Origin of the sequence: Anaeromyxobacter dehalogenans 2CP-C, from assembly GCF_000013385.1 — a bacterium.
Taxonomy (GTDB): Bacteria; Myxococcota; Myxococcia; order Myxococcales; family Anaeromyxobacteraceae; genus Anaeromyxobacter; species Anaeromyxobacter dehalogenans_B.
Genome location: NC_007760.1, coordinates 491,045 through 510,028, shown reverse-complemented (window position 1 = coordinate 510,028; position 18,984 = coordinate 491,045). Strand labels below are relative to the sequence as shown.

Genomic DNA, 18,984 nt, shown 5'->3' with positions numbered 1-18,984 from the left:
GGACGCGGGGGGAGGACCCGCGTGCGGGTAGAATCCGCCCCCGGCGCGGGAGGCCACTTGCCGGTCGAGCAGAGGAGCGAGCGCACCTGGACGACGTTGCCGAGCACGCCGTGCGCGGCGGGGCGGCGCCACGCGTTCCTCCTGGTGCTGGCGGGCCCGCAGCTCGGGGAGATCTACCCGCTCGCCCCCGACCGCGAGCTCGTCATCGGCCGGCGCGACGACTGCGATCTCCCCATCCGCGACGACGGGGTGTCGCGCCGCCACGCGGCCATCCGCGTCGAGGGCGAGGGCGCGGTGCTGCGCGACCTCGGCAGCGCGAACGGCACCTACGTGGACGGCGCGCGCGCCGAGGGCGAGGTGCGGCTCGCCGACGGCGGCCGGGTGAGCCTGGGCGGCGCGACCGTGCTCAAGTTCGCCTGGGCCGACGAGCTCGAGGCGCGCTGGCAGATGAAGCTCGCCGAGATCGCGCTGCTCGATCCCCTCACCGGCGTGTTCAACCGCCGCCACCTCGACGACCGGCTCGCCGCCGAGCTCGCCGCGGCGCAGCGGCACGGCCGGTCCATGTCGGTGCTGCTGGTGGACGTGGACCGGTTCCGCGCCGTGAACGAGGCGCACGGCCAGGCCGCCGGCGACGAGGCGCTGAAGATGGTCGCGTTCGTGCTCCGCGGCGCGCTCCGCCGCGAGGACGTGCTGGCGCGCGCCGGCGGCGCGTCGTTCGCCGTGATCGCGCGCGAGACGACGCTCGCGGGCGGGCGGGCGCTCGGCGAGCGCATCCGGCGCGCGGTGGCGCGGAGCCGCTGCGCCTGGCAGCCGGAGGGCGGCGGCGAGGCGGCCTCCATCGGCGTGAAGGTCTCGGTGGGCGTGGCGGAGGTCGCCGAGGGGCGCACGCAGCGCGAGGTGATGGAGTCGGCCGGGCGGGCGCTCCAGCTCGCGAAGCAGGCGGGCCGGAACACCGTGGTGGCGATCCCGATGGCGCCCGCGGAGGGGCGGCCTGATCCCGCGCAAGCGGCCATGACGCGCGGCGGCGCGGCGCCTTGACGCTGGGGGGAGGGCCTGCGATCCTCGCGCCGGTCCGCTCCCCGGCGAGCCCGGCGGCGCCCGCTCAGCGGCGCCGCCCGACGGCTCCGGGCGGCGGCGAGCCGGAGGCATCCAGATCATGCGGTCTCACGACGCGCGGGCGGCGGCGATGGGCGGGACGGGCCACGCTGGCGGGGTGATCCACGTCCCGGCGGTGGCCGACGAGCCGTCTCCTGCGCCGGCGGATCTGGCGAGCCTCACGCAGGCGCAGCGCGCCGAGCGCGCGCTGGCCGAGGGCAGGCGCGAGCGGGAGATCCCCATCGAGCGCGCGTTCCTGCAGGCGGCGCTCGACTTCCGGCAGACGCTCCGCGTGCTGGTCTCGGCGGTGGTGCCGAAGTTCGCCGACTGGTGCTTCGTGGACCTCATCGACGGGGACGGGATCCCGCGCCGCGTGGAGGTCGCGCACGGGGATCCGGCCAAGGCGCCGCTCGCCCAGGAGATGCGCTCGATCGCGTTCGGGCCGGGCTGGGCCACCCCCGGCGCGCAGACCATCCGCGACCGCGCCCCGCGCTTGTTCCGGCAGGTGACGACCGAGGTGATGGAGTGGGCCACCCACGGCGAGCGCCACCTGGCGGTGCTGCGCGCCATCAAGCCCAACTCGCTGCTGTCGGTCCCGCTCGTCGCGCGCGACCGGGTCATCGGGTCCATCACGCTCATCCGCTCGAACATGCTCCCGGGCCTCGACGAGGCCGACATGGTGTTCGCCGAGGCGCTGGCCGAGCCGGCCGCGCTCGCGCTCGACAACGCCCGCTGGTACCAGGCCGAGAAGGCCGGGCGCGGGGCCGCGCTGGAGGAGGCGGACCGCGAGCGGCACGATCGCGTGGAGGCGCAGCGCGGGGTGCTGCGGCTGCGCCGGATCGAGTCGGTCTCGGCCAGCCTGGCGTCGGTGCTCGCGCCGCAGGCCATCGCGCGGGTGGCGGTGGAGAACGGGCTCTCGGTGCTGGAGCCGGCCACCGCGATGGTGGTCCGCGCGGCGCCCGGCGCGAGCGTGCTCGAGGTGCTGCACTGCCAGGGCTGGGCCGACGACCTGACGATCGACCTGCGCGAGCTGCGGGCCGACGCGCCGGCGCTGCTCGCCGAGGCCTACCGCATCCAGACCGCCATCTGGGTCTCCAGCCCGGAGGCGCTGGCGCACTCCTACCCCAACGCCGCCGAGCTGGCGCTCCGGGTGGGCGACCGCGCCTGGGCGGCGGTGCCGCTCCGCTGCGACGGCCGCACGGTCGGCGCGCTGGGCCTCGGGTTCCCGCACCCGCGCGACCTCGACGCGGACGAGAAGCGCTTCGTGCTCACGGTGGCGCAGATCGTGGCGCAGGCGCTGGAGCGCGCCCGGCTCCGCGACGAGGCGCGGTAGCCCTTCGGCTCCGCCCGCTCGTCCCGACCCTTCGACTCCGGCGCTCATCCCGACCCTTCGACTCCGGCGAGCCTTCGGCTCGCCTACGCTCAGGGTGAGCGGACCGTTCACCTGCGCGGCGCGGAGTCGAGGGACGCTCAGGGTGAGCGGACCGTTCACCTGCGCGGCGCGGAGTCGAGGGAGGCTACCGCCGGGTCGGGTGGAACGCGCCGGCCGCCTTCAGCACCCGCAGCGCCGCGAGCTGGGCGGTGAGCGACTCGGTGATCTGGCCGACCTCCGCGGTGCGGAGCTGGGCGGTCGCGTCCGCCTGCTCCACCGCGGTGGCGGTGCCGGCCCGGAAGGCGACGTCCACCAGGCGCTGGTTCTCCGCGGCGAGGTCGCGCTGCTCCTTCGCCTTGGCGGCGTTGGCGCGGGCGCTCTCCATGTCGAGGTAGGCCTGCTCCACCTCCTGCCGCGCCTTCAGCTCGGCGCTCGCGCTCGACGCGTTCGCCTCGTCGATCTTCGCGTTCGCCTCGCGGATGTCCGACTCGCGCAGGCCGCCGTCGAGCACCTTCCACTGCAGCGCCAGGCCGGCGGCCCAGGCGTGGTTCGTGCCGGTGAAGCCGGCCTCGTTCGCCAGCGTGTAGCGGCCGAACGCGCCCAGGTTGGGCAGGTAGCGCGCCACCGCCTGGTTCCGGACGCCGCGCTGCAGCTCCACGTTCACGCGCGCCGCCTGCACGTCGGGCCGGTCCCGCAGCGCCGCCGCGACCAGCGCGTCCGCGTCGCCGGCCAGCACCGGCTCGGGCGGATCGACCACGTCGAAGTCCGGCCGCCGGTCGAGCAGCGTCGCGAGCGCGATGCGCGCGGAGGCGAACGCGTTCTGCGAGCGCTTCACGTCCTGCTCGGCGCGGGCCCGGTCGATCTCGGCGCGCAGCAGGCCCACCTTCGCGATGGCGCCGGCCTGGTAGCGCACGCGCGCGTCCTTCTCCTGCCGCGCCGCGATCTCGAGCAGCCGCTCGGACACCTCCATGGCCCGCCGCAGCGACGCCGCGCCGTAGTACGCCTGCGCCACGCCGAACAGCACCTCGCGCCGCGCCGTCTCCACGTTCAGCCGGGCGATCTCCTCGCCGCGGTTCGCGTTGGGGATGGCGAAGAGGAGCTGCGGCGCGAGCAGCGCCTGCGTCGCCTCGACGAGCCCGTTCAGCTGGTCCTGCGCCTGGATGGTGATCTTCGGCGAGCCGGGCCCGAGCGAGCCGGCCGGCAGGACCGCCTCGGTCTCGTTGCGCGTGTAGGTGCCGCTGGCGGTGACCTGCGGCAGGTAGCCCGACCACGCCTTCCAGGAGAGCTCGTCCGCCTGGCGCAGCCGCGCCTGCGCGGCCTTGAGATCCAGGTTCTGCGCGGCGGCGGTGGCGAGCGCGTCGTCGAGCGTGAGCACGGGCAGCGCGCCCGGCGCGGGCTGCCCGGGGGCGGCGGCCGGCGCGCCCTCGGGCGCGGGCGGGGACGTGGGCGTCGAAGGGGTCTCGGGTGCCTGCGCCAGCGCCAGCGCCAGCGCCGCGGTGATCAGTGCGTTCATGCGTCCTCCCGCCGTTCGTGTTGCCTTCCGCCGGCACCGCGGGCCGCCCGCGCGCGCGCCGGTCCGGGCGCGGCGTCCGCCGCCGGCCGGAGCCGCTCGTCGAGGCGCGCCAGGATGCGGACCAGGTCCCGCCGGTCGCGCGGCTCGAGCAGCGCGAGCAGGCCCTCCAGCCGCGCCGAGATCTCCGCGTCGAGCGCGCGCCAGGCCGCCTCGCCGCGCGCGGCGAGCGAGACCCGCACCACCCGGCGGTCGTCGCGGCTCCGCGCCCGCTGCACCAGCTCGTCCCGCTCCAGCCGGTCCACCACGCCGGTGATGGTCTTCTCGGTCACGGCCACGTGCCGCGCCAGCTCACCCATGGTGAGCGCGCCGCCCATGCCGAGCCAGAGCAGCGCGTGCACCTGCACCGGGGAGAGATCGAGCCCGTGGCCGCTGCCGCCGATGGGATCGCGGAGCGAGCCGTGCCGCGACAGGCGGACCAGCAGCTCGCGGACGCGGCGGGCGTCGGCGGCGGGGCCGGAGCGGGCGGGGGTACTCCGCATTGCGGAGCATCCCTAGAGCGGACCGTCGCGGCTGTCAACGACGGCGTCGCGGGCGGGCCCGCCCCGTCCGGGCGGCGCGGGTCAGCGCGCGCCGCCCAGGTCCTCGATCTCCGCCTCGATGTCGCGGCGCTCCGGCGCGTCCGGCTTCAGCGCCAGGAACGCGCGGAACGCCTGGACCGCGCGCTCGCGCTGGCCGCGCTCCTTGTACGCGTACCCGAGGAAGTAGTGCGGCATCGCGTTCTTCGGGTCGTCGCGCACGGCCCGCTCGTAGAGCGGCAGCGCGGCGCGCACCCCCTCCGCCTGGTGCACCTCCCGGGCGAGCGGGTACAGCACCTGCGCCGCCGCCGGGTCGGCCCGCTGCGCGGCGCGGAGCGTCCGCACCGCCTCGGCGTGCTTGCCCAGCCGGCCCTGGCACTCGCCCAGCTCGACGCGCAGGCGGGTGGCGCGCGGGGCGAGCTCGATGGCGCGCGCGAGCGGCGCGAGCGCCAGGTCGCAGCGGCCGTTCGCGGTGTAGAGCAGCGCCGTCCGCTCGTGCGGGTCGGGCAGCGCCGGGGCCGCCGCGGCCGCCGCCTGGTAGGCCTCGATCGCCTCCTGGAGCGCCCCGGAGCGCTCCAGCGCCTGGCCGAGCTGGAGCCGCGGCTCGGGCGCGCCGGGCGAGAGGTCCACCGCCTTGCGGAGCCGCACCAGGGCCGCCGGCGTCTCGCCGCGCGCGAGCAAGGCGCGCCCGAACCAGAGCTGCGCGTCGGCCGCCCCGGGCGCCTCGCTCGTGGCGGCGCCGAGCAGCTTCACCGCCGCCTCGGCGTCGCCCCGCTCCAGCTTCACCGCGCCGAGCCGGGTGAGCGCGGCCGCGTTGCGCGGCTGCAGGTCCACCGCGGCCGCGAGCGCCGCGTCGGCCTTCTCCAGGTCGCGGGCCGACCACTCCAGCGTCCCGAGCGCGAGCTGCGCCTCGGCGCTCCGCGGCTCGAGCGCGAGCGCCCGGACCAGGCCGGCCCGCGCGCCCGCCACGTCGCCGCGCGCCTGGGCGAGGCGGGCCAGGCCCAGCACCGCCGCGGCGTGCTCGGCGTCCAGCGCCAGCGCGGCCCGGAACGCCGCCTCGGCGCCGGCCGCGTCCCCCTCGGCGGCGCGGAGCTCGCCGAGCGCCGCGTGCGCGGCGGGATCGCGCGGGCCCTTCTCGACCGCCTGCGCCAGCGCCTCGCGCGCGGCCGGGAGATCGCCGCGCGCGAGCGCGAGCCGCCCGAGCGCCACCCGCGGCTCCACCGCCCCGGCGTCGCGCGCCAGCGCCTCGGCGTAGGCAGCCGCCGCCTCCTGGGGCTTGCCGGCCGCGGAGAGCGCCACCGCCTTCGCGACGAGGAGCGCGGGCGTCCCCGGCGCCACCCCCAGCGCCTGGTCGGCGAGCCGGGCCGCGTCGAGCGCGCGCCCGGCGAGCGCCAGCGCGCGCACCCGCGCCGCCGCCAGCGCCGGATCCGACGCCGCCTCCGCCGCCACCGGGTCGGAGGCCGCCACCGCCCCGGCCGCGTCGCCCCGGCGCAGCCGCTGGCGCACCAGCGCCGCGCGCGCGGCCGCCAGGCGCGGGTCGGCCTCCAGCGCCGCGAGCAGCGCCTTCTCCGCGTCGGCGGCGGTCGCCGCCGAGCGGTCGAGCAGCGCCGCCTCGACCATGCGCGCCCGGGCCCGCTCCAGCGGCGCGAGGCGCGGCTGGGCGGCGTCGGCGAGCACCGGCGCGAGCTGCGTGCGCGCGCCGTCCACGTCGCCGGCCGCCTCGGCCAGCGCCGCGAGCTCGAGCCGGGCCGGCAGGTAGGCCGCGTCGGCGGCCGCCACCTTCTCGAGCACGGACCGCGCCTCCTCCGGCTTGCCGCGCAGCAGCGCGGCGCGCGCGAGCCCCATGGGCGCGCGCGGCCCCTGCTCCAGGCCGCCGAGCCGCTGGAACGCCGCGGCCGCCTTCACCGCGTCGCCGCGCGCCAGCGCCGCCTCGCCGAGCAGCGCGAACGCCTGCGGGTCCGGCCTCGCCTTCGCGAGCGCCGCCGCGAGCGCGGTCTCGGCCGCGGCGGTGCCGGCGCCCGGCGTGGTCGCGAGCGCCACCGCCAGCCGCGCCTCCAGCGCGGGCAGGCTGCCGGGGTCGTCGCGCTCCAGCGCCTCGGCCGCCCGGCGCGCCTGGTCGAGCGCGGGGCGGGGGGCCGCGTGGCGCCGCTCCAGCGCGGCGACCGCCATGGCGTGCAGCGCGGCGGCCTCCGCCGAGCCGGCGTCCGCCGCCACCGCCTGGGCGGCGAGGTCCAGCGCGCTCCGCTCCGAGGCGTGGTCGCCGCGGGCCAGCGCGGCGCGCGCGCCGGCGAGCTTCTGGACGGCCACCTTGGAGTCGCCGCGGCGCAGGTGCCCGGTGAAGAACCAGCCGTGGCCGGTGAGGCCGGCGCCGAGGCCGACGGCCAGCACGGCGGCGACCGCGAGGCCGGCCGCGAGCGGCTTCGCGAGCCGCCGCGCCAGCGGCTCGCGCTCGCCCTCGACCACCTTGGCCGCCGCCATCCGGTCGCCGAACGGCTGCGCGCCGGGCGGGCGGGCCGCGGCGGGCGGGGGCGCGTGCGCCGCCTCCTGCGCGGCGAGCCGCTCCAGCTCGGCCGCGAACGCGGGCACCGCCGAGAGGGCCTCGAACGTCGCGCCGTCCGCGGAGACGTCCTCGTTGCCGAGCAGCTCGCCCTTCGCGAGCATCTCGGCGATCTGCGCCTCGGTGAACGGGCCGAACACCTTGCCCGAGCGGCGGCGTACCCGGTAGCCGTCGCCGGCCGCCGCATCGGCGGGCCGCGCCCCCTCGCCGAAGAGCATCTCCAGCTCCTCGCTCGCGCCGGCCCGCGCCGCGCCGCTCGGGCCGCCGAACGCCGGGCCGCCCGCGGGCGCGGCGTCGAACGCGGGCTCGGACGCGGCCGCCACGAACGGATCCGGCTCCCCGGGCTCGTCCACCACGATGTCCGCGTCGTCCACCGGGGCCGGCCCGGCGTCGAACCGCTCGGGCGTGGCGCCGGGCGGCGGCGCCGCGGGCGGTTCCGGGAAGTCCACCTCGCCGAAGCCGAGCGGCGCGTCGTCCGCGGCGGCCGGGCCGGGCAGCTCCACCGGCGCGCGCGCGCCGGACGCACCGGTGAAGGCAGGCTCCGGCTCCTGCGCGGGGCCGAGCGCGAACGGCGACGGCGCCTCGGGCGCCGGCCCGAACGCGAACGGCGAGTCCTCGCCGCCTGGGGCCGGGTCGGGGGGCGGGAGCGGGATGCTGCCGGTGCCGGGCGGCGGGGGCAGCGGGATCCCCGTGGCCGCCGCGGGCGGCGGGGCCGCCGGCGCGGGGAGCGGGACCCCGGCGGCGGCAGCGGCTCCCCCGGGCAGGGGAACGGCCGCGCCCTCCTCGTCGGGCCGGCGCACCGGAAAGGACTGGTGACATCTGGGACACCGGACCTTGACGCCGGCCGGCGTGACCCGCGCGTCGTCGATCTTGTACGCGGCGTTGCAGTGCGGGCAGGTCACCCTCATGGCGTCGTCCGGGGCAGCGGGGCTCGTGGTGTGGATCCAGGAATCCCCAGGATTCTCGCGACCGTAACACCGCCCCCGCGCCCCATTCAAGGCGACACCGACGCCGTCCCGTCGGGGCCGCGCACGTGATAGGACCGGGGCATGGCCGAGCTGTCCGAGGCGATCAAGGCACGGCTCCGCGCCTGGACGTTCGCGCTCGGCGGCCCGGGGACGCGCAGCCGGCTCGAGAAGCTCACCCCGCCGCGCAACGAGTACGGGGTCGATCCCTACGGCTTCGACAGCGAGTACGCGGTGGCCGCCATCGCGCCGCTGCTGTGGCTGTACCGCAAGTACTTCCGCGTCCAGGTCCACGGCCTCGAGCACCTGCCGACCGAGGGCCGGGTGGTGCTCGTGTCGAACCACTCCGGCCAGCTCCCCTTCGACGCCGCCATGATCGAGGTCGCCTGCCTCATCGAGCTCGACCCGCCGCGCGCGGTGCGGGCGCTGGTGGAGCGCTGGGTGCCGACGCTCCCGTTCGTCTCCACGTTCATGGCCCGCTGCGGGCAGATCGTCGGGACGCCGGAGAACTGCCGCCGCCTGCTCGCGGCGGACGAGGCGATCCTGGTGTTCCCGGAGGGCGTGCGCGGCCTCAACAAGCCGTTCAGCCAGCGGTACCAGCTGCAGCGCTTCGGCGCCGGCTTCCTGCGGCTCGCGCTCGAGTCGGGCGCGCCGGTGGTGCCCATCGGCGTGGTGGGCGCGGAGGAGCAGGCGCCGGCGCTCTTCGACCTGAAGCCGCTCGCGAAGCTGCTCTCCTTCCCGGCCTTCCCCATCACCCCCACCGTCCTGCCCTTCCCGCTGCCCTCGCGCTACCACATCCACTTCGGCGCCCCCATGCGCTTCCAGGGCTCGCCCGACGAGGAGGACGAGGCGCTCGAGCGCAAGGTGGCGCAGGTGGAGGCGGCGGTGCGTGGGCTGCTCGCGCGCGGCCTGGCCGAGCGCGAGCACGTCTACTGGTAGCGAACATGCCCGCCGACCCCGTCACGTTCCCCGGCATGCCGCGCACCGTCCTCGTCACCGGGATCTCCGGGAACCTGGGGCGCGCGCTCGCGAAGCACCTGCACACCGAGGCGCAGGTGGTGGGGCTCGACCGCCGCGCGTTCCCCGGCAAGCCCAAGGACATCGACCACCACCAGGCGGACCTGCGCAAGGCGCGCTCCGAGGACGCGTTCCGCCGCCGGCGCGTGGACGCGGTGATCCACATGGGCATCATGCACGACCCGCGCATGCCGTTCAGCGAGGCCCACAGCTTCAACGTGGTGGGCACGCAGCGGCTGCTCGAGCTGTGCGTGCGCCACGGGGTCAAGAAGGTGGTGGTGCTCTCCTCGGCGAACGTCTACGGGCCGCGCCCGCAGAACTCGAACTTCCTGCCGGAGGAGACGCCGCTCATGGGCGCCGACCGGGCCAGCGACGTGCGCGACCTCGTCGAGGTGGACATGTACGCGCAGTCGTTCATGTGGCGGCACCCGGAGCTCGAGACGGTGATCGTGCGCCCGGTGAACATCGTCGGCCCGACCGTGCGCAACGCGCCCAGCAACTACCTGCGCCTCGAGTCGCCGCTCACGGTGATGGGCTTCGACCCGATGCTGCAGCTCATCCACGAGGAGGACGTCTGCCGGGCGCTCGTGCTCGCGCTCCGGCCCGGGCTGCGCGGCGTCTTCAACGTGTCCGGCCCGGGTGAGGTGCCGCTCTCGGCCGTGCTGCGCGAGCTGGGGCGCGGGCCGGTCCCGATCCCGCACCCGATCATCCGCCCGCTCGTCCGGCGGCTGTTCGACGCCCGCCTGACCAGCTTCCCGCCGGACGAGGTGGACCACATCCAGTACCTCTGCGTGGTGGACGGCTCGCGCTTCGCCCGGGAGGCGGGGTGGGCCCCCCGTTTCTCCATGCGCGAGACCATCCGCAGCGTGCTGTGAGGGTTGCGCGGCGTTATCGTCGCCCCATGCGTACCCCTGCCCTGCTGCGCCTCTCGGTCCTGTGCGCCGGCCTGCTCGCGGCCGCCGCAGCGCGCGCCCAGGACGTGCCCTTCGAGCCCTCCGGCGAGGTCCGCATCCTGGCCTGGGGCACCATGGGGACGAGCGCCGCCTTCGACGAGGGACGCATCGTCGGGCCGACCGTGAACCTCACCCGGCGCGAGGACGGCACCTGGGCCGGCGACCTCGCCGGCCGCAACGTCTCGCTCGAGATCCGCGAGGGCCGGCTCTCCGGGGCGAACGTGAACCTGGTGCTCACGCAGAAGGGCACCGCGACGCACGGCGAGGGGCTGTTCTACGGCGTGCGCTTCCGCTTCGACCTCGACGGCAAGCGGCTCTCGGCGCGCTTCGGCGACTGCACCGTGGACGCGAAGCGCCTGAAGGCGCCGGGCCAGCTCCGCGGCGACGCGGCCTGCCTGCGGCGCGGCGCGTCCTTCCCGTCGAGCTCCCGCGCCACCGTGCAGCTCATCGGCGACGCCGCGAACGAGCCGCCCCCGCTGCCGCAGCTCGCGCTGGCGCTGCTCGCGACCATGGCCGGCTGAGGCCTTCGAGCCGGCCGCTCATCCCGACCCTTCGACTCCGCCCCCTTCGACTCCGGCCCCTTCGACTCCGGCGAGCCTCTGGCTCGCCTACGCTCAGGGTGAGCGCTCGCGTCCGCTCATCCCGCGCGGAGTCGAGGGACGGGGTGGCGCGCCGCGCGCTTTCCGAACACAATCGGGCCGATGACCGACCGCCTCTGCCGTGGCCTCCTCCCGCAGCGCGGGCTCCGCGCCGTCTTCGTCCGCGTGGGCGACACCGCCCGCATGGCGCGGGTGCTCCACGGCCTCTACCCGACGAGCGCCCACCTGTTCGCCCAGGGGCTGGCGGCCGGGGCGCTGCTCGGCGCGCTGCAGAAGGAGCAGGGGCGCGTGAACTTCCAGATCGAGTGCGACGGCCCGGTGGGCGGGCTGTTCGTGGACGCCGATCGCGACGGCAACGTGCGCGGCTACGTGCGCCGCCCGGCGGTCCACTTCCCGGGGGATCCGGACCGCGCCGCGCGCGCCGCCCTGGGCGGCTCCGGGTTCCTGTCGGTGCTGCGCGACCCCGGGAGCGGCCAGTACTACCGGAGCGCGGTGGAGCTCGAGGCGCTCGACGTGGCCGAGGACCTGCGGCGCTGGTTCGCCGCGAGCGAGCAGGTGGAGACGGCGCTCGACCTCGCGGTGGTGGGGCGCGACGGCGAGCCGCTCGCCGAGGTGGGCGGGCTGCTCCTGCAGAAGCTGCCCGACGGCGACGCGGCCGCGATCGGGGCCGCGCGCGAGCGGCTCGCCGCGGGCGCGCTCCGGGCCGCCCTGGCCCGCGGCGCGACCGCGCAGGAGGTCATCCGCGACGTGGCGGGGGACGGCTTCGAGCTGCTCGCCGACGAGGAGGTCGCGTACCGGTGCGGCTGCAGCCCGGAGCGGGCCCGCGCGGCGGTGTCCGCGCTCGGGCGGGAGGGCATCGAGCAGGTGCTCGCGGAGGAGAAGCAGGCGGTCATCTCCTGCGAGTTCTGCCGCCAGCGTTACGTGATCGGCGAGGCGGAGCTCCGCGACATCGCCCGGCGGCTGGCGGAGCGGGACGCGCAGGGCGGGTAGCGGCGCCATCCGCCCCGCCGCGTGGTAGATTTCGGGCGCCCCGTCACAGGCCGCTCGCGGCCCGAGTCCCGGAGGGACACCATCGCTTCCGCCAAGAAGAGGAAGACCGTCCGCAGGCGCCCGCCCGCCCGCGGCAAGGCCGCGCGCGCCGGCGCCCCCGCGCCGCGCAAGGCCGCGCCCCGCAAGCGCGCCGCGCCCCGCGCCCGGGTGAAGCGCCGTCCCGAGCAGCCGCTCGGCATGGGCGTCGCCGACGGGTTCGCCATGGACCGGCTCGCCGCGCCGGCGCAGCTCCGCCGCGCGCCCAAGAAGGCCATGCGCGAGATCGGCTGGGCCGCGTTCGGCGAGGTGGCCCGGGGCCTCGCGGCGCGCATCCACGAGTCGTTCCGGCCCGACGTGGTGGTGGGGATCGCCAAGGGCGGCGTGTTCGTGGGCGGCGCGCTCGCCGCCGCGCTCGGCGCCGAGTTCCAGCCGGTCCGCATCGAGAAGCGCCGCCGCGACGCCGGCGGCCCGGGCGGCCCCGCCTCCGAGCTGCCGGCGCTGACCGGGCGGCGCGTGCTGGTGGTGGACGACGTGGCCGCCACCGGCGCCACGCTCGCGAAGGCGCGCGCGGTGGCGCGCAAGGCCGGGGCGCGCGAGGTGCGCACCGCGGTGCTGGTAGTGCGCCCGAGCGGCGCCCGGCCCGACTTCCACGCGTTCGAGACCGACGAGCTCATCCTGTTCGCCTGGGACTACCAGCTCGACCAGCTGGGCGCGGCCGTGGACCCGGGCGAGGTCGGCGTCTAGCCGGGCCGCGGCGCCGGAGAGCCATGAAGCGCGTCGTCATCGGCACGGCCGGCCACATCGATCACGGGAAGACCTCGCTCGTCCGGGCGCTCACCGGGATCGACACCGACCGGCTGCGCGACGAGAAGCGGCGCGGCATCACCATCGAGCTGGGCTTCGCGCACCTGGCGCTGCCCGACGGCTCGGTCGCGGGGGTGGTGGACGTGCCCGGCCACGAGCGCTTCGTCCGCTCCATGGCGGCGGGCGCGGGCGGCATCGACCTCGTGGTGCTGGTGATCGCGGCGGACGAGGGGGTGATGCCCCAGACCCGCGAGCACCTCGACATCTGCCGGCTGCTGGGCGTGCCGCGGGGGCTGGTCGCCGTGACCAAGGCCGACCTGCTGCCGGAGCTGGGCGCGGACTGGCTGCCGCTCCTGGAGCAGGACGTGCGCGAGGTGACGCGCGGCACGTTCCTGGAGGGCGCGCCCATCGTCCCGGTCTCCTCCGCGACCGGCGAGGGGCTGGACGCGCTGCGCGCCGCGCTGGGGGCGCTCGCGGCCGAGGTGCCGGAGCGACCCGCCGACGGCCCGCTGTTCCTGCCGGTGGACCGCGCCTTCTCGATGAAGGGCTTCGGGACCGTCGTCACGGGCACCCTGCTGTCCGGGCAGATCGCCGAGGGCGACGCGGCCGCGCTCCTGCCCGCCTCGGCGGGCGGCGAGGGCCTGCGGGTCCGCTCGGTCCAGGTGCACGGCAAGCCCACCCCGCGCGCGCTCGCCGGCCAGCGCACCGCGGTGAACCTGCCCGGCATCGAGCCCGCCGCCATCCGGCGCGGCCAGGTGCTGGTCCACCCGGGCGTGGTCCCGGCGTCCTCGATCATCGACGCGGAGCTGACGCTGCTCGCGGCGGCGCCGAAGCCGCTCCGCCATCGCGCCAAGCTGCTCCTGCACGTGGGCACCACCCAGGTCCCCGCGGTGATCTCGCTGCTCGACCGCGCCGAGCTCGCCCCCGGCGCCACCGCCCACGCGCAGCTCCGGCTGGCCGAGCCGGCCGCGGCGCTGCCGGGCCAGCGCTTCATCCTGCGCGGGTTCGCGGTGCTCGAGGGGCGCGGCAAGACGGTCGGCGGCGGGCGGGTGCTCGCGGTCGCGGCGCCGAAGCGCCGGCGCGGGCGGCCGGAGTCGCTCGCGCAGCTCGCGGCGCTGGCTGGGCCCGACCCCGAGGCGCGCCTCGCGACCGTGCTCGCCATGGCCGGGCCCGCCGGCCTCGACCTGCCCGCGCTGGTGGGCCGCACCGCGCTCTCCCCGAAGGCGGCGCAGGGCACGCTCGACCGGCTCGGCGCGCGCGGCGGCGCGGTGCTGTTCGACCGCGAGCGGCGCGCCTACGTGGCCGGGCCGGTGGCGCAGGAGCTGACCCGCCGCATGGCGGCGGCGGTGGCGGCGTTCCACCGCGATCACCCGCTCGCCGCCGGCATGGGGCGCGAGGCGCTGCGCGGGAAGCTGCCGCCGGTGACCGACCCGCGGCTGTTCCAGCGGCTGCTGGCGCAGGCCGCCGAGCGCGGCGAGCTGGTGGTCGAGGGCGACGTCGTCCGCGAGAAGGGCCACGCCGCCGCGAGCGGCGAGAGCGCCGGCGGCGCGCTGAAGGAGAAGGTGGCCGCCGCGCTGGCGAAGGGCGGGCTCACCCCGCCCTGGCTGGCCGAGCTGCCCGGCGCGGTGGGCGCGAGCGCGCCGGACGTGCAGGCGGTGCTGAAGCTGCTCGCCGCGGAGGGGCGCGCCCTGCGCGTCTCGTCGGAGCTGTACTTCGACGCCGCGGCGGTGAAGGCGCTCGAGGCGAAGCTGGTGGCCTGGCTGAGGGAGCGCCGCCAGATCACCACCCAGGAGTTCAAGGACCTCGTGGGCGCCACCCGCAAGCACGTCATCCCGCTGGCGGAGTACTTCGACCGCGAGAAGGTCACGCTGCGGGTGGGCGAGAAGCGGGTGCTGCGCGGCGAGGGACGCTGATGGCGGAGCGGTTCCAGGGCGGCTCGCTGGTCGTGCGCGATCGCAAGGTCGTGTACGCGAGCGAGGGCGCCGCGGCCCTCGCCGGCCGCACCGTCCCCACCATGGTCGGCCTCGACGTGCTCGACCTGATCGCCCCGGAGGACATGGCGCGGGTGGTCGAGCGCCACGAGCGGCGGCTGCGCGGGGAGGCGGCGCCGGCCGAGTACGAGGTCGGCGTGCTCCTGCCCGACGGCACGCGGCGCGCCGTCGAGCTGCGCGTGCGGGTGCACGGCCGCGACGTCCTGGTCGAGGTGCGGGACGCGACCGCGCAGGCGACCCGGCGGCCGCGCCTGGAGGCGCTCGCGGAGCTGGGCGCCGCGCTCCAGCGCGAGCCCAGCGAGGCCGCGGTGCTGGAGCGGCTGCGCGGGGCCGCGGGCGAGCTGTCCGCGCTGGTGCTGCTGGCGCGCCCGGAGGGCGACGGGCTCCGGGTGGACTGGTCGGCGCTGCCGCCGCCCGCCGCGGCGCGGCTGGAGCGCGCGCTGGAGCGGCCGCTCGACGGCCAGCTCGGGCGCTGGCCGCCCATGTTCCGGCTGGCGTGGGACGCGGGCGCGGCCTACTCCGACGACCTCCCCGCCGAGGCGGCCGCGTTCGTGCCCGAGCCGCGCGCGGCGGCGACGCGCGAGGCCATCGCCGCCATCGGGATCGCCCGCGCGGTGGTGGTCCGGGTGGAGGCGCGCGCCGGCCCGGCGCTGGGCCTGCTCGTCGCGGCGCGCTGGCTCCGGAGCGAGGACGTGGGCGCGCTCCGGCTGTTCGGCGCGCAGCTCGCCGCGGCGCTCGACGCGGCCCGGACCATCGCCGACCTCTCGCGCCACAACGCGGACCTGGCGCTCCTGAACCGGGTCGGGCGGCTGGCCGGGGACGCCCCCGACCTCGACGCGTTCTTCGCCGAGGTCACCACCGTGCTGACGGCCGCCACCGGCTGCGCGGTGGTGGCGGTGTACCTGGTGGACGAGGGCGGCCGCGAGCTGGTCCGGACGTTCGCGAGCGGCACCAGCCCCGAGGTCCAGGCGCGGCTGGAGCGCGTGCCCGTCACCGCGCGCATCGGCGAGGTGCTGCGCGACCGGGCGGCCCGCGCCGTCCCGGTGGACGCCGCCGAGTCCGGCGCCGAGGCGCTCCGCGCCGAGGGGATCCGCGCCGGCATCTGGGTGCCGCTCGTGGCCCGCGGCCGCGCGGTGGGGGTGATGGTGGCCGCGTTCCGCGACGAGCTGGAGGCGGTGCGGCCCTGGCTCGGCCTGCTCGGCGCGGTCGGCCCGCACGTGGCCAGCGCGGTCGAGACGCAGGGGCTGCTGGGCGCGCTCCGCCGGCGCGTGGCCGAGCTCACGCTCATCAACGACGTGGCCATGGGCAGCGCGCAGCTCGATCCGGTGCTGCTGCTCGACACCTCGCTGCGCCGGGTGGTGGAGACGTTCCAGGCGGACACCGGCGCCGCGTTCGTCCGCGAGGGCGAGCGCCTCGCGCTGGTGGCCGGCCACGGCCTCTCCGCCGAGACGCTGCGGCGGGCCTCGCGGCTCGGGCTGGGCGAGTCGCTGCCCGGGCTGGCCGTGAAGCGCTGCGGGCCGGCCCGGTACCCGGACGACGCCGATCCCACCGCGTTCCAGGTGGCTCGGACCGAGGGGCTGCAGGCGGCCATGGCGGTCCCGCTGCTCGCGAAGGGCCAGGCCGCGGTGGGCTCGATCGTGCTCGGGCGCCGCACCGCGCGCCCGTTCGCGGAGCGCGAGGTGACGCTGCTCTCGGCCATGGCGGTGCAGATCGGTGTGGCGGTCGAGAACGCGCGGCTGTTCGCCGACGTCCGCCGCCGCCTCTCCGACCTCGAGGCCGTGCACGCCCTCGCCCTGCGCATCTTCGGGAACGCGCCCGGGGACGTGCCGGCGCTGCTCGACGACGGCTGCCGCGAGGTGACGAGCGCCCTCTCCTGCCGCGGCGCCGCGGTGCTGCTGGTGGATCCGCAGGAGCGCTGCCTCCGCGGCGTGGGCGGCTGGGGCGGGCCGCTGCGCGCGGAGGCGCTGCGCATCCCGGCGGGCCAGGACCTGCTCGCGGAGGACGCGCTCCGCCGCGGCGCGCCCGCCTGGACCGAGGACGCCTCGCGCGACCCGCGCAGCGCGCTGTGCGGCCGCGAGGGCCTGCCGCCCACCGCGCTGCTGGTGGTCCCGCTCACCTCCCGCCAGGCCACGCGCGGCGTCCTGTTCCTGTTCGACGACGCGGGGCGCAGCTTCTCGGATCCGGAGCTGGCGCTCGCGAACGCGCTCGCCGGCGAGCTGGCGGTGGGGCTGGAGAACGCCGAGCTGTACGCCGAGGCCAGCCGCCGGGTCGAGGACCTGTCGCTGCTGAACGAGATGAGCCGCACCGTCGCCGGCTCCCTCGACCTCGACCACGTCCTCTCCGAGGGCGTGGACGCGGCGCGGCGGCTGCTCGGCGCCGCGGTGGGCGTCGTCCACCTCTACGATCCGGTCCACCTGGCGCTGCGCGCCGCCGCCATCAGCCAGGGCGGCGCGGCGGCGCTGGAGCGGGCCTCGGCCGCGCTCGCGACCGGCGAGGGGCTGAGCTGGCGCTCGGTGCGCGAGCGGCGCACGTTCGTGGTCGAGGACGCGGACGCCGAGGCCGAGGGCCTCAACCGGCTGCTGGTGGAGCACCACCGCGCGCGCGCCGCGATCGTGGCGCCGCTGCTGCTGCGCGGCGAGCCGCTGGGCGTGCTGGTGGTGGTGGACACCGCGCGCCCGCGCCGCTTCACGCCGGCGGAGGTGGAGCGGGTCACGGCCGTCGCGAACCAGCTCGCGGTGGCGATCGAGAACGCCCGGCTCTACGCCGAGGCCCGCGGGCGCCTGCACGAGCTCTCCACCGTCATCGACGTGGCGCGGGTGGTGTCCTCCTCGCTCGACCTCGAGGAGGTGCTCTCCGCCGGCGCCGAGCACCTGAAGCAGACGCTGCAGGGCTCCGACTGCACCATCCTGCTCGACGACTACCGGCGGCGCGAGCTGCGGCGCGCCGCGACCCGCGGCGCGCCCATCGGCCCGGCCGCGGTGCCGGTCGCCGACCGGTCGCTGGCGCGCGACGCGCTGGAGGCGCGGACGCCGGTCGCGGGCCGGCTCGCCGAGCCGGGCGTGCCCGACCGGGCGCTGCTGGCGGTGCCGCTCCACGTCCGCGACCACCCGGTGGGCGTGGCGCTGGTGGCGGCCGCCAGCATGGACCGGACCTTCTCGCCCGGCGAGCTGTCGCGCGCCATGGCCATCGCCAGCCAGCTCGCGGTGGCGGTGGACAACGCGCGGCTCTACTCCGAGACGCGCCGGCGCGCCGAGGAGCTCGGGCTGCTCCACGAGGTGGGCCGCTCGCTGGTGGCCACGCTCGACTTCGAGCAGGTGCTCGACGCGGGCGTGCGGAACCTGGCGCGCATCGTGGACGCGCCGCGCGCGGCCATCGCGCTGTGCGCCCCGGGCCGCGAGCAGCTCCAGGTGCGGGCGGCCTGGGGGCTGCCCCAGGCCGCGGTGGGCGTGGACGTGCCGGTGGAGGCGGCCGCCCCGCGCCTGGCCGCCATGGTGTTCGAGCGCCGCGAGCCCATCGCCATCGAGGACGCGGCGCGGGATCCGCGCGTGCGCGAGGACGTGGCCTCGGACCCCTCCATCCGCGCCATGCTCGGCCTGCCGCTGCTGGTGCGCGACCGGTACATCGGCGCGGCGGTGATCGTGGAGACCCGCGGCCCCCGGCGCTTCAGCCCGGCGGAGATCGAGCGCGGGGCCGCCATCGCGAACCAGCTCGCGGTCGCCGCGGAGAACGCGCGGCTCTACGAGGACCTCCGCCGCAGCTACGCCGAGCTGGCGCACGCGCAGCGCCAGCTCATCCAGCAGGAGCGGCTCGCGGCGCTGGGCGAGCTGTCGGCGGTGGTCGCGCACGAGGTGCGCAACCCGCTCGGCGTCATCTTCAACTCGCTCGGCTCGCTGCGGCGCATGCTGCGCCCCCAGGGCGACGCGCGCATGCTGCTCGACATCGTGGGCGAGGAGGCCGACCGGCTCAACCGGATCGTGGGCGACCTGCTCGACTTCGCCCGCCCGTCCACGCCGGAGGTGCGCCCCGAGCCGCTGGACCGGGTGGTGGAGGAGGCGCTCGCCACCGCGCTCGCGCAGAACGGCCAGCCCATCGAGATCCTCCGCGAGGTGGACCCGGCGCTGCCGCAGGTGCCCATGGACGCGCGCCTGGTGCGCCAGGCGGTGGTGAACGTGGCGGTGAACGCGGTCCAGGCCATGCCGCGCGGGGGCCGCCTCACCGTCCGGCTGCGGCGGGACGGGGACGCGGCCGTGCTCGAGCTGGAGGACACCGGCGCGGGCATCCCGGAGGAGGTCCGCGGCCGCATCTTCGAGCCGTTCTTCACCACCAAGGCGAGCGGGACCGGCCTCGGCCTGGCGGTGGTGCGGCGGATCGTCGAGGGGCACGGCGGCGAGGTGGCCGTGACCAGCCGGCCCGGCGCCGGCACCGCCTTCGCCCTGCGCTTCCCGCTCACCCCGCTCGCGGGGGAGGGCGGCGGCCCGGTTGAAAAGGAGGCGGGGATTGGCTGAGATCCCGGG

The 18,984-nt window shown here is 77.6% G+C and carries 12 protein-coding genes; 9 read left to right on the top strand and 3 right to left on the bottom strand.

The window, feature by feature from the left end; genetic code table 11:
* The first annotated feature begins 57 nt into the window (after positions 1-57).
* Both ADEH_RS02205 and ADEH_RS02200 read left to right on the top strand, forming a co-directional pair.
* Positions 58-1,038 carry a GGDEF domain-containing protein gene (locus tag ADEH_RS02205; RefSeq protein ID WP_041453272.1) on the top strand — a complete coding sequence of 327 codons (981 nt, stop codon included), beginning with the start codon at positions 58-60 and terminating at the stop codon, positions 1,036-1,038.
* A gap of 118 nt (positions 1,039-1,156) precedes the next feature.
* Positions 1,157-2,428, top strand: a complete 1,272-nt coding sequence (locus ADEH_RS02200; protein WP_011419487.1) for a GAF domain-containing protein — start codon at positions 1,157-1,159, stop codon at positions 2,426-2,428.
* A 184-nt stretch (positions 2,429-2,612) separates the two neighbouring features.
* On the opposite strand, the gene ADEH_RS02195 is transcribed toward ADEH_RS02200, so the two are convergent.
* The 3 genes from ADEH_RS02195 to ADEH_RS02185 all read right to left on the bottom strand — a co-directional run bounded on the left by ADEH_RS02195 (position 2,613) and on the right by ADEH_RS02185 (position 8,020).
* Positions 2,613-3,980 (bottom strand): TolC family protein, encoded by a 1,368-nt coding sequence (locus tag ADEH_RS02195; protein ID WP_011419486.1) that lies wholly within the window; start codon positions 3,978-3,980, stop codon positions 2,613-2,615.
* Positions 3,977-4,519, bottom strand: a complete 543-nt coding sequence (locus ADEH_RS02190; protein ID WP_011419485.1) for a MarR family winged helix-turn-helix transcriptional regulator — start codon at positions 4,517-4,519, stop codon at positions 3,977-3,979. The genes ADEH_RS02195 and ADEH_RS02190 overlap by 4 nt, the downstream gene beginning before the upstream one ends.
* Before the next feature lie 81 nt (positions 4,520-4,600).
* Positions 4,601-8,020, bottom strand: coding sequence for a tetratricopeptide repeat protein (locus tag ADEH_RS02185; RefSeq protein ID WP_011419484.1), 3,420 nt, complete (start codon positions 8,018-8,020; stop codon positions 4,601-4,603).
* A 141-nt stretch (positions 8,021-8,161) separates the two neighbouring features.
* On the opposite strand from ADEH_RS02185, the gene ADEH_RS02180 reads away from it, so the two are divergent.
* The 7 genes from ADEH_RS02180 (at position 8,162) to ADEH_RS02150 (ending at position 18,975) form a co-directional block, all read left to right on the top strand.
* Complete coding sequence (locus ADEH_RS02180) at positions 8,162-9,016, top strand: lysophospholipid acyltransferase family protein (RefSeq protein WP_011419483.1); 855 nt, start codon at positions 8,162-8,164, stop codon at positions 9,014-9,016.
* Between the two features lie 5 nt (positions 9,017-9,021).
* On the top strand, positions 9,022-9,969 hold the full coding sequence (locus ADEH_RS02175) for an SDR family oxidoreductase (protein WP_081436891.1): 948 nt from the start codon (positions 9,022-9,024) through the stop codon (positions 9,967-9,969).
* 26 nt (positions 9,970-9,995) lie between these two features.
* On the top strand, positions 9,996-10,568 hold the full coding sequence (locus ADEH_RS02170) for a hypothetical protein (RefSeq protein ID WP_041453271.1): 573 nt from the start codon (positions 9,996-9,998) through the stop codon (positions 10,566-10,568).
* Positions 10,569-10,748: 180 nt separating this feature from the next.
* A complete protein-coding gene (locus ADEH_RS02165) occupies positions 10,749-11,636 on the top strand; it encodes an Hsp33 family molecular chaperone HslO (RefSeq protein WP_011419480.1) in 888 nt (295 codons plus the stop codon).
* Positions 11,637-11,873: 237 nt separating this feature from the next.
* On the top strand, positions 11,874-12,419 hold the full coding sequence (locus ADEH_RS02160) for a phosphoribosyltransferase (protein ID WP_041453270.1): 546 nt from the start codon (positions 11,874-11,876) through the stop codon (positions 12,417-12,419).
* Positions 12,420-12,442: 23 nt separating this feature from the next.
* The gene (gene selB / locus ADEH_RS02155; RefSeq protein WP_011419478.1) at positions 12,443-14,392 is read left to right on the top strand and encodes a selenocysteine-specific translation elongation factor; all 1,950 of its coding nucleotides are present in this window, start codon (positions 12,443-12,445) and stop codon (positions 14,390-14,392) included.
* Complete coding sequence (locus tag ADEH_RS02150; RefSeq protein WP_011419477.1) at positions 14,392-18,975, top strand: GAF domain-containing protein; 4,584 nt, start codon at positions 14,392-14,394, stop codon at positions 18,973-18,975. The genes selB and ADEH_RS02150 overlap by 1 nt, the downstream gene beginning before the upstream one ends.
* The last annotated feature ends 9 nt before the right edge of the window (positions 18,976-18,984 follow it).

Bases quoted from the DNA above. Each gene is read 5' to 3' on its own strand.
- ADEH_RS02165 (WP_011419480.1), top strand. From the start codon at position 10,749: ATGACCGACCGCCTCTGCCGTGGCCTCCTCCCGCAGCGCGGGCTCCGC.
- ADEH_RS02175 (WP_081436891.1), top strand. From the start codon at position 9,022: ATGCCCGCCGACCCCGTCACGTTCCCCGGCATGCCGCGCACCGTCCTC.
- selB (WP_011419478.1), top strand. From the start codon at position 12,443: ATGAAGCGCGTCGTCATCGGCACGGCCGGCCACATCGATCACGGGAAG.
- ADEH_RS02185 (WP_011419484.1), bottom strand. From the start codon at position 8,020: ATGAGGGTGACCTGCCCGCACTGCAACGCCGCGTACAAGATCGACGAC.
- ADEH_RS02150 (WP_011419477.1), top strand. From the start codon at position 14,392: ATGGCGGAGCGGTTCCAGGGCGGCTCGCTGGTCGTGCGCGATCGCAAG.
- ADEH_RS02200 (WP_011419487.1), top strand. From the start codon at position 1,157: ATGCGGTCTCACGACGCGCGGGCGGCGGCGATGGGCGGGACGGGCCAC.
- ADEH_RS02190 (WP_011419485.1), bottom strand. From the start codon at position 4,519: ATGCGGAGTACCCCCGCCCGCTCCGGCCCCGCCGCCGACGCCCGCCGC.
- ADEH_RS02160 (WP_041453270.1), top strand. From the start codon at position 11,874: ATGGGCGTCGCCGACGGGTTCGCCATGGACCGGCTCGCCGCGCCGGCG.
- ADEH_RS02180 (WP_011419483.1), top strand. From the start codon at position 8,162: ATGGCCGAGCTGTCCGAGGCGATCAAGGCACGGCTCCGCGCCTGGACG.
- ADEH_RS02170 (WP_041453271.1), top strand. From the start codon at position 9,996: ATGCGTACCCCTGCCCTGCTGCGCCTCTCGGTCCTGTGCGCCGGCCTG.
- ADEH_RS02195 (WP_011419486.1), bottom strand. From the start codon at position 3,980: ATGAACGCACTGATCACCGCGGCGCTGGCGCTGGCGCTGGCGCAGGCA.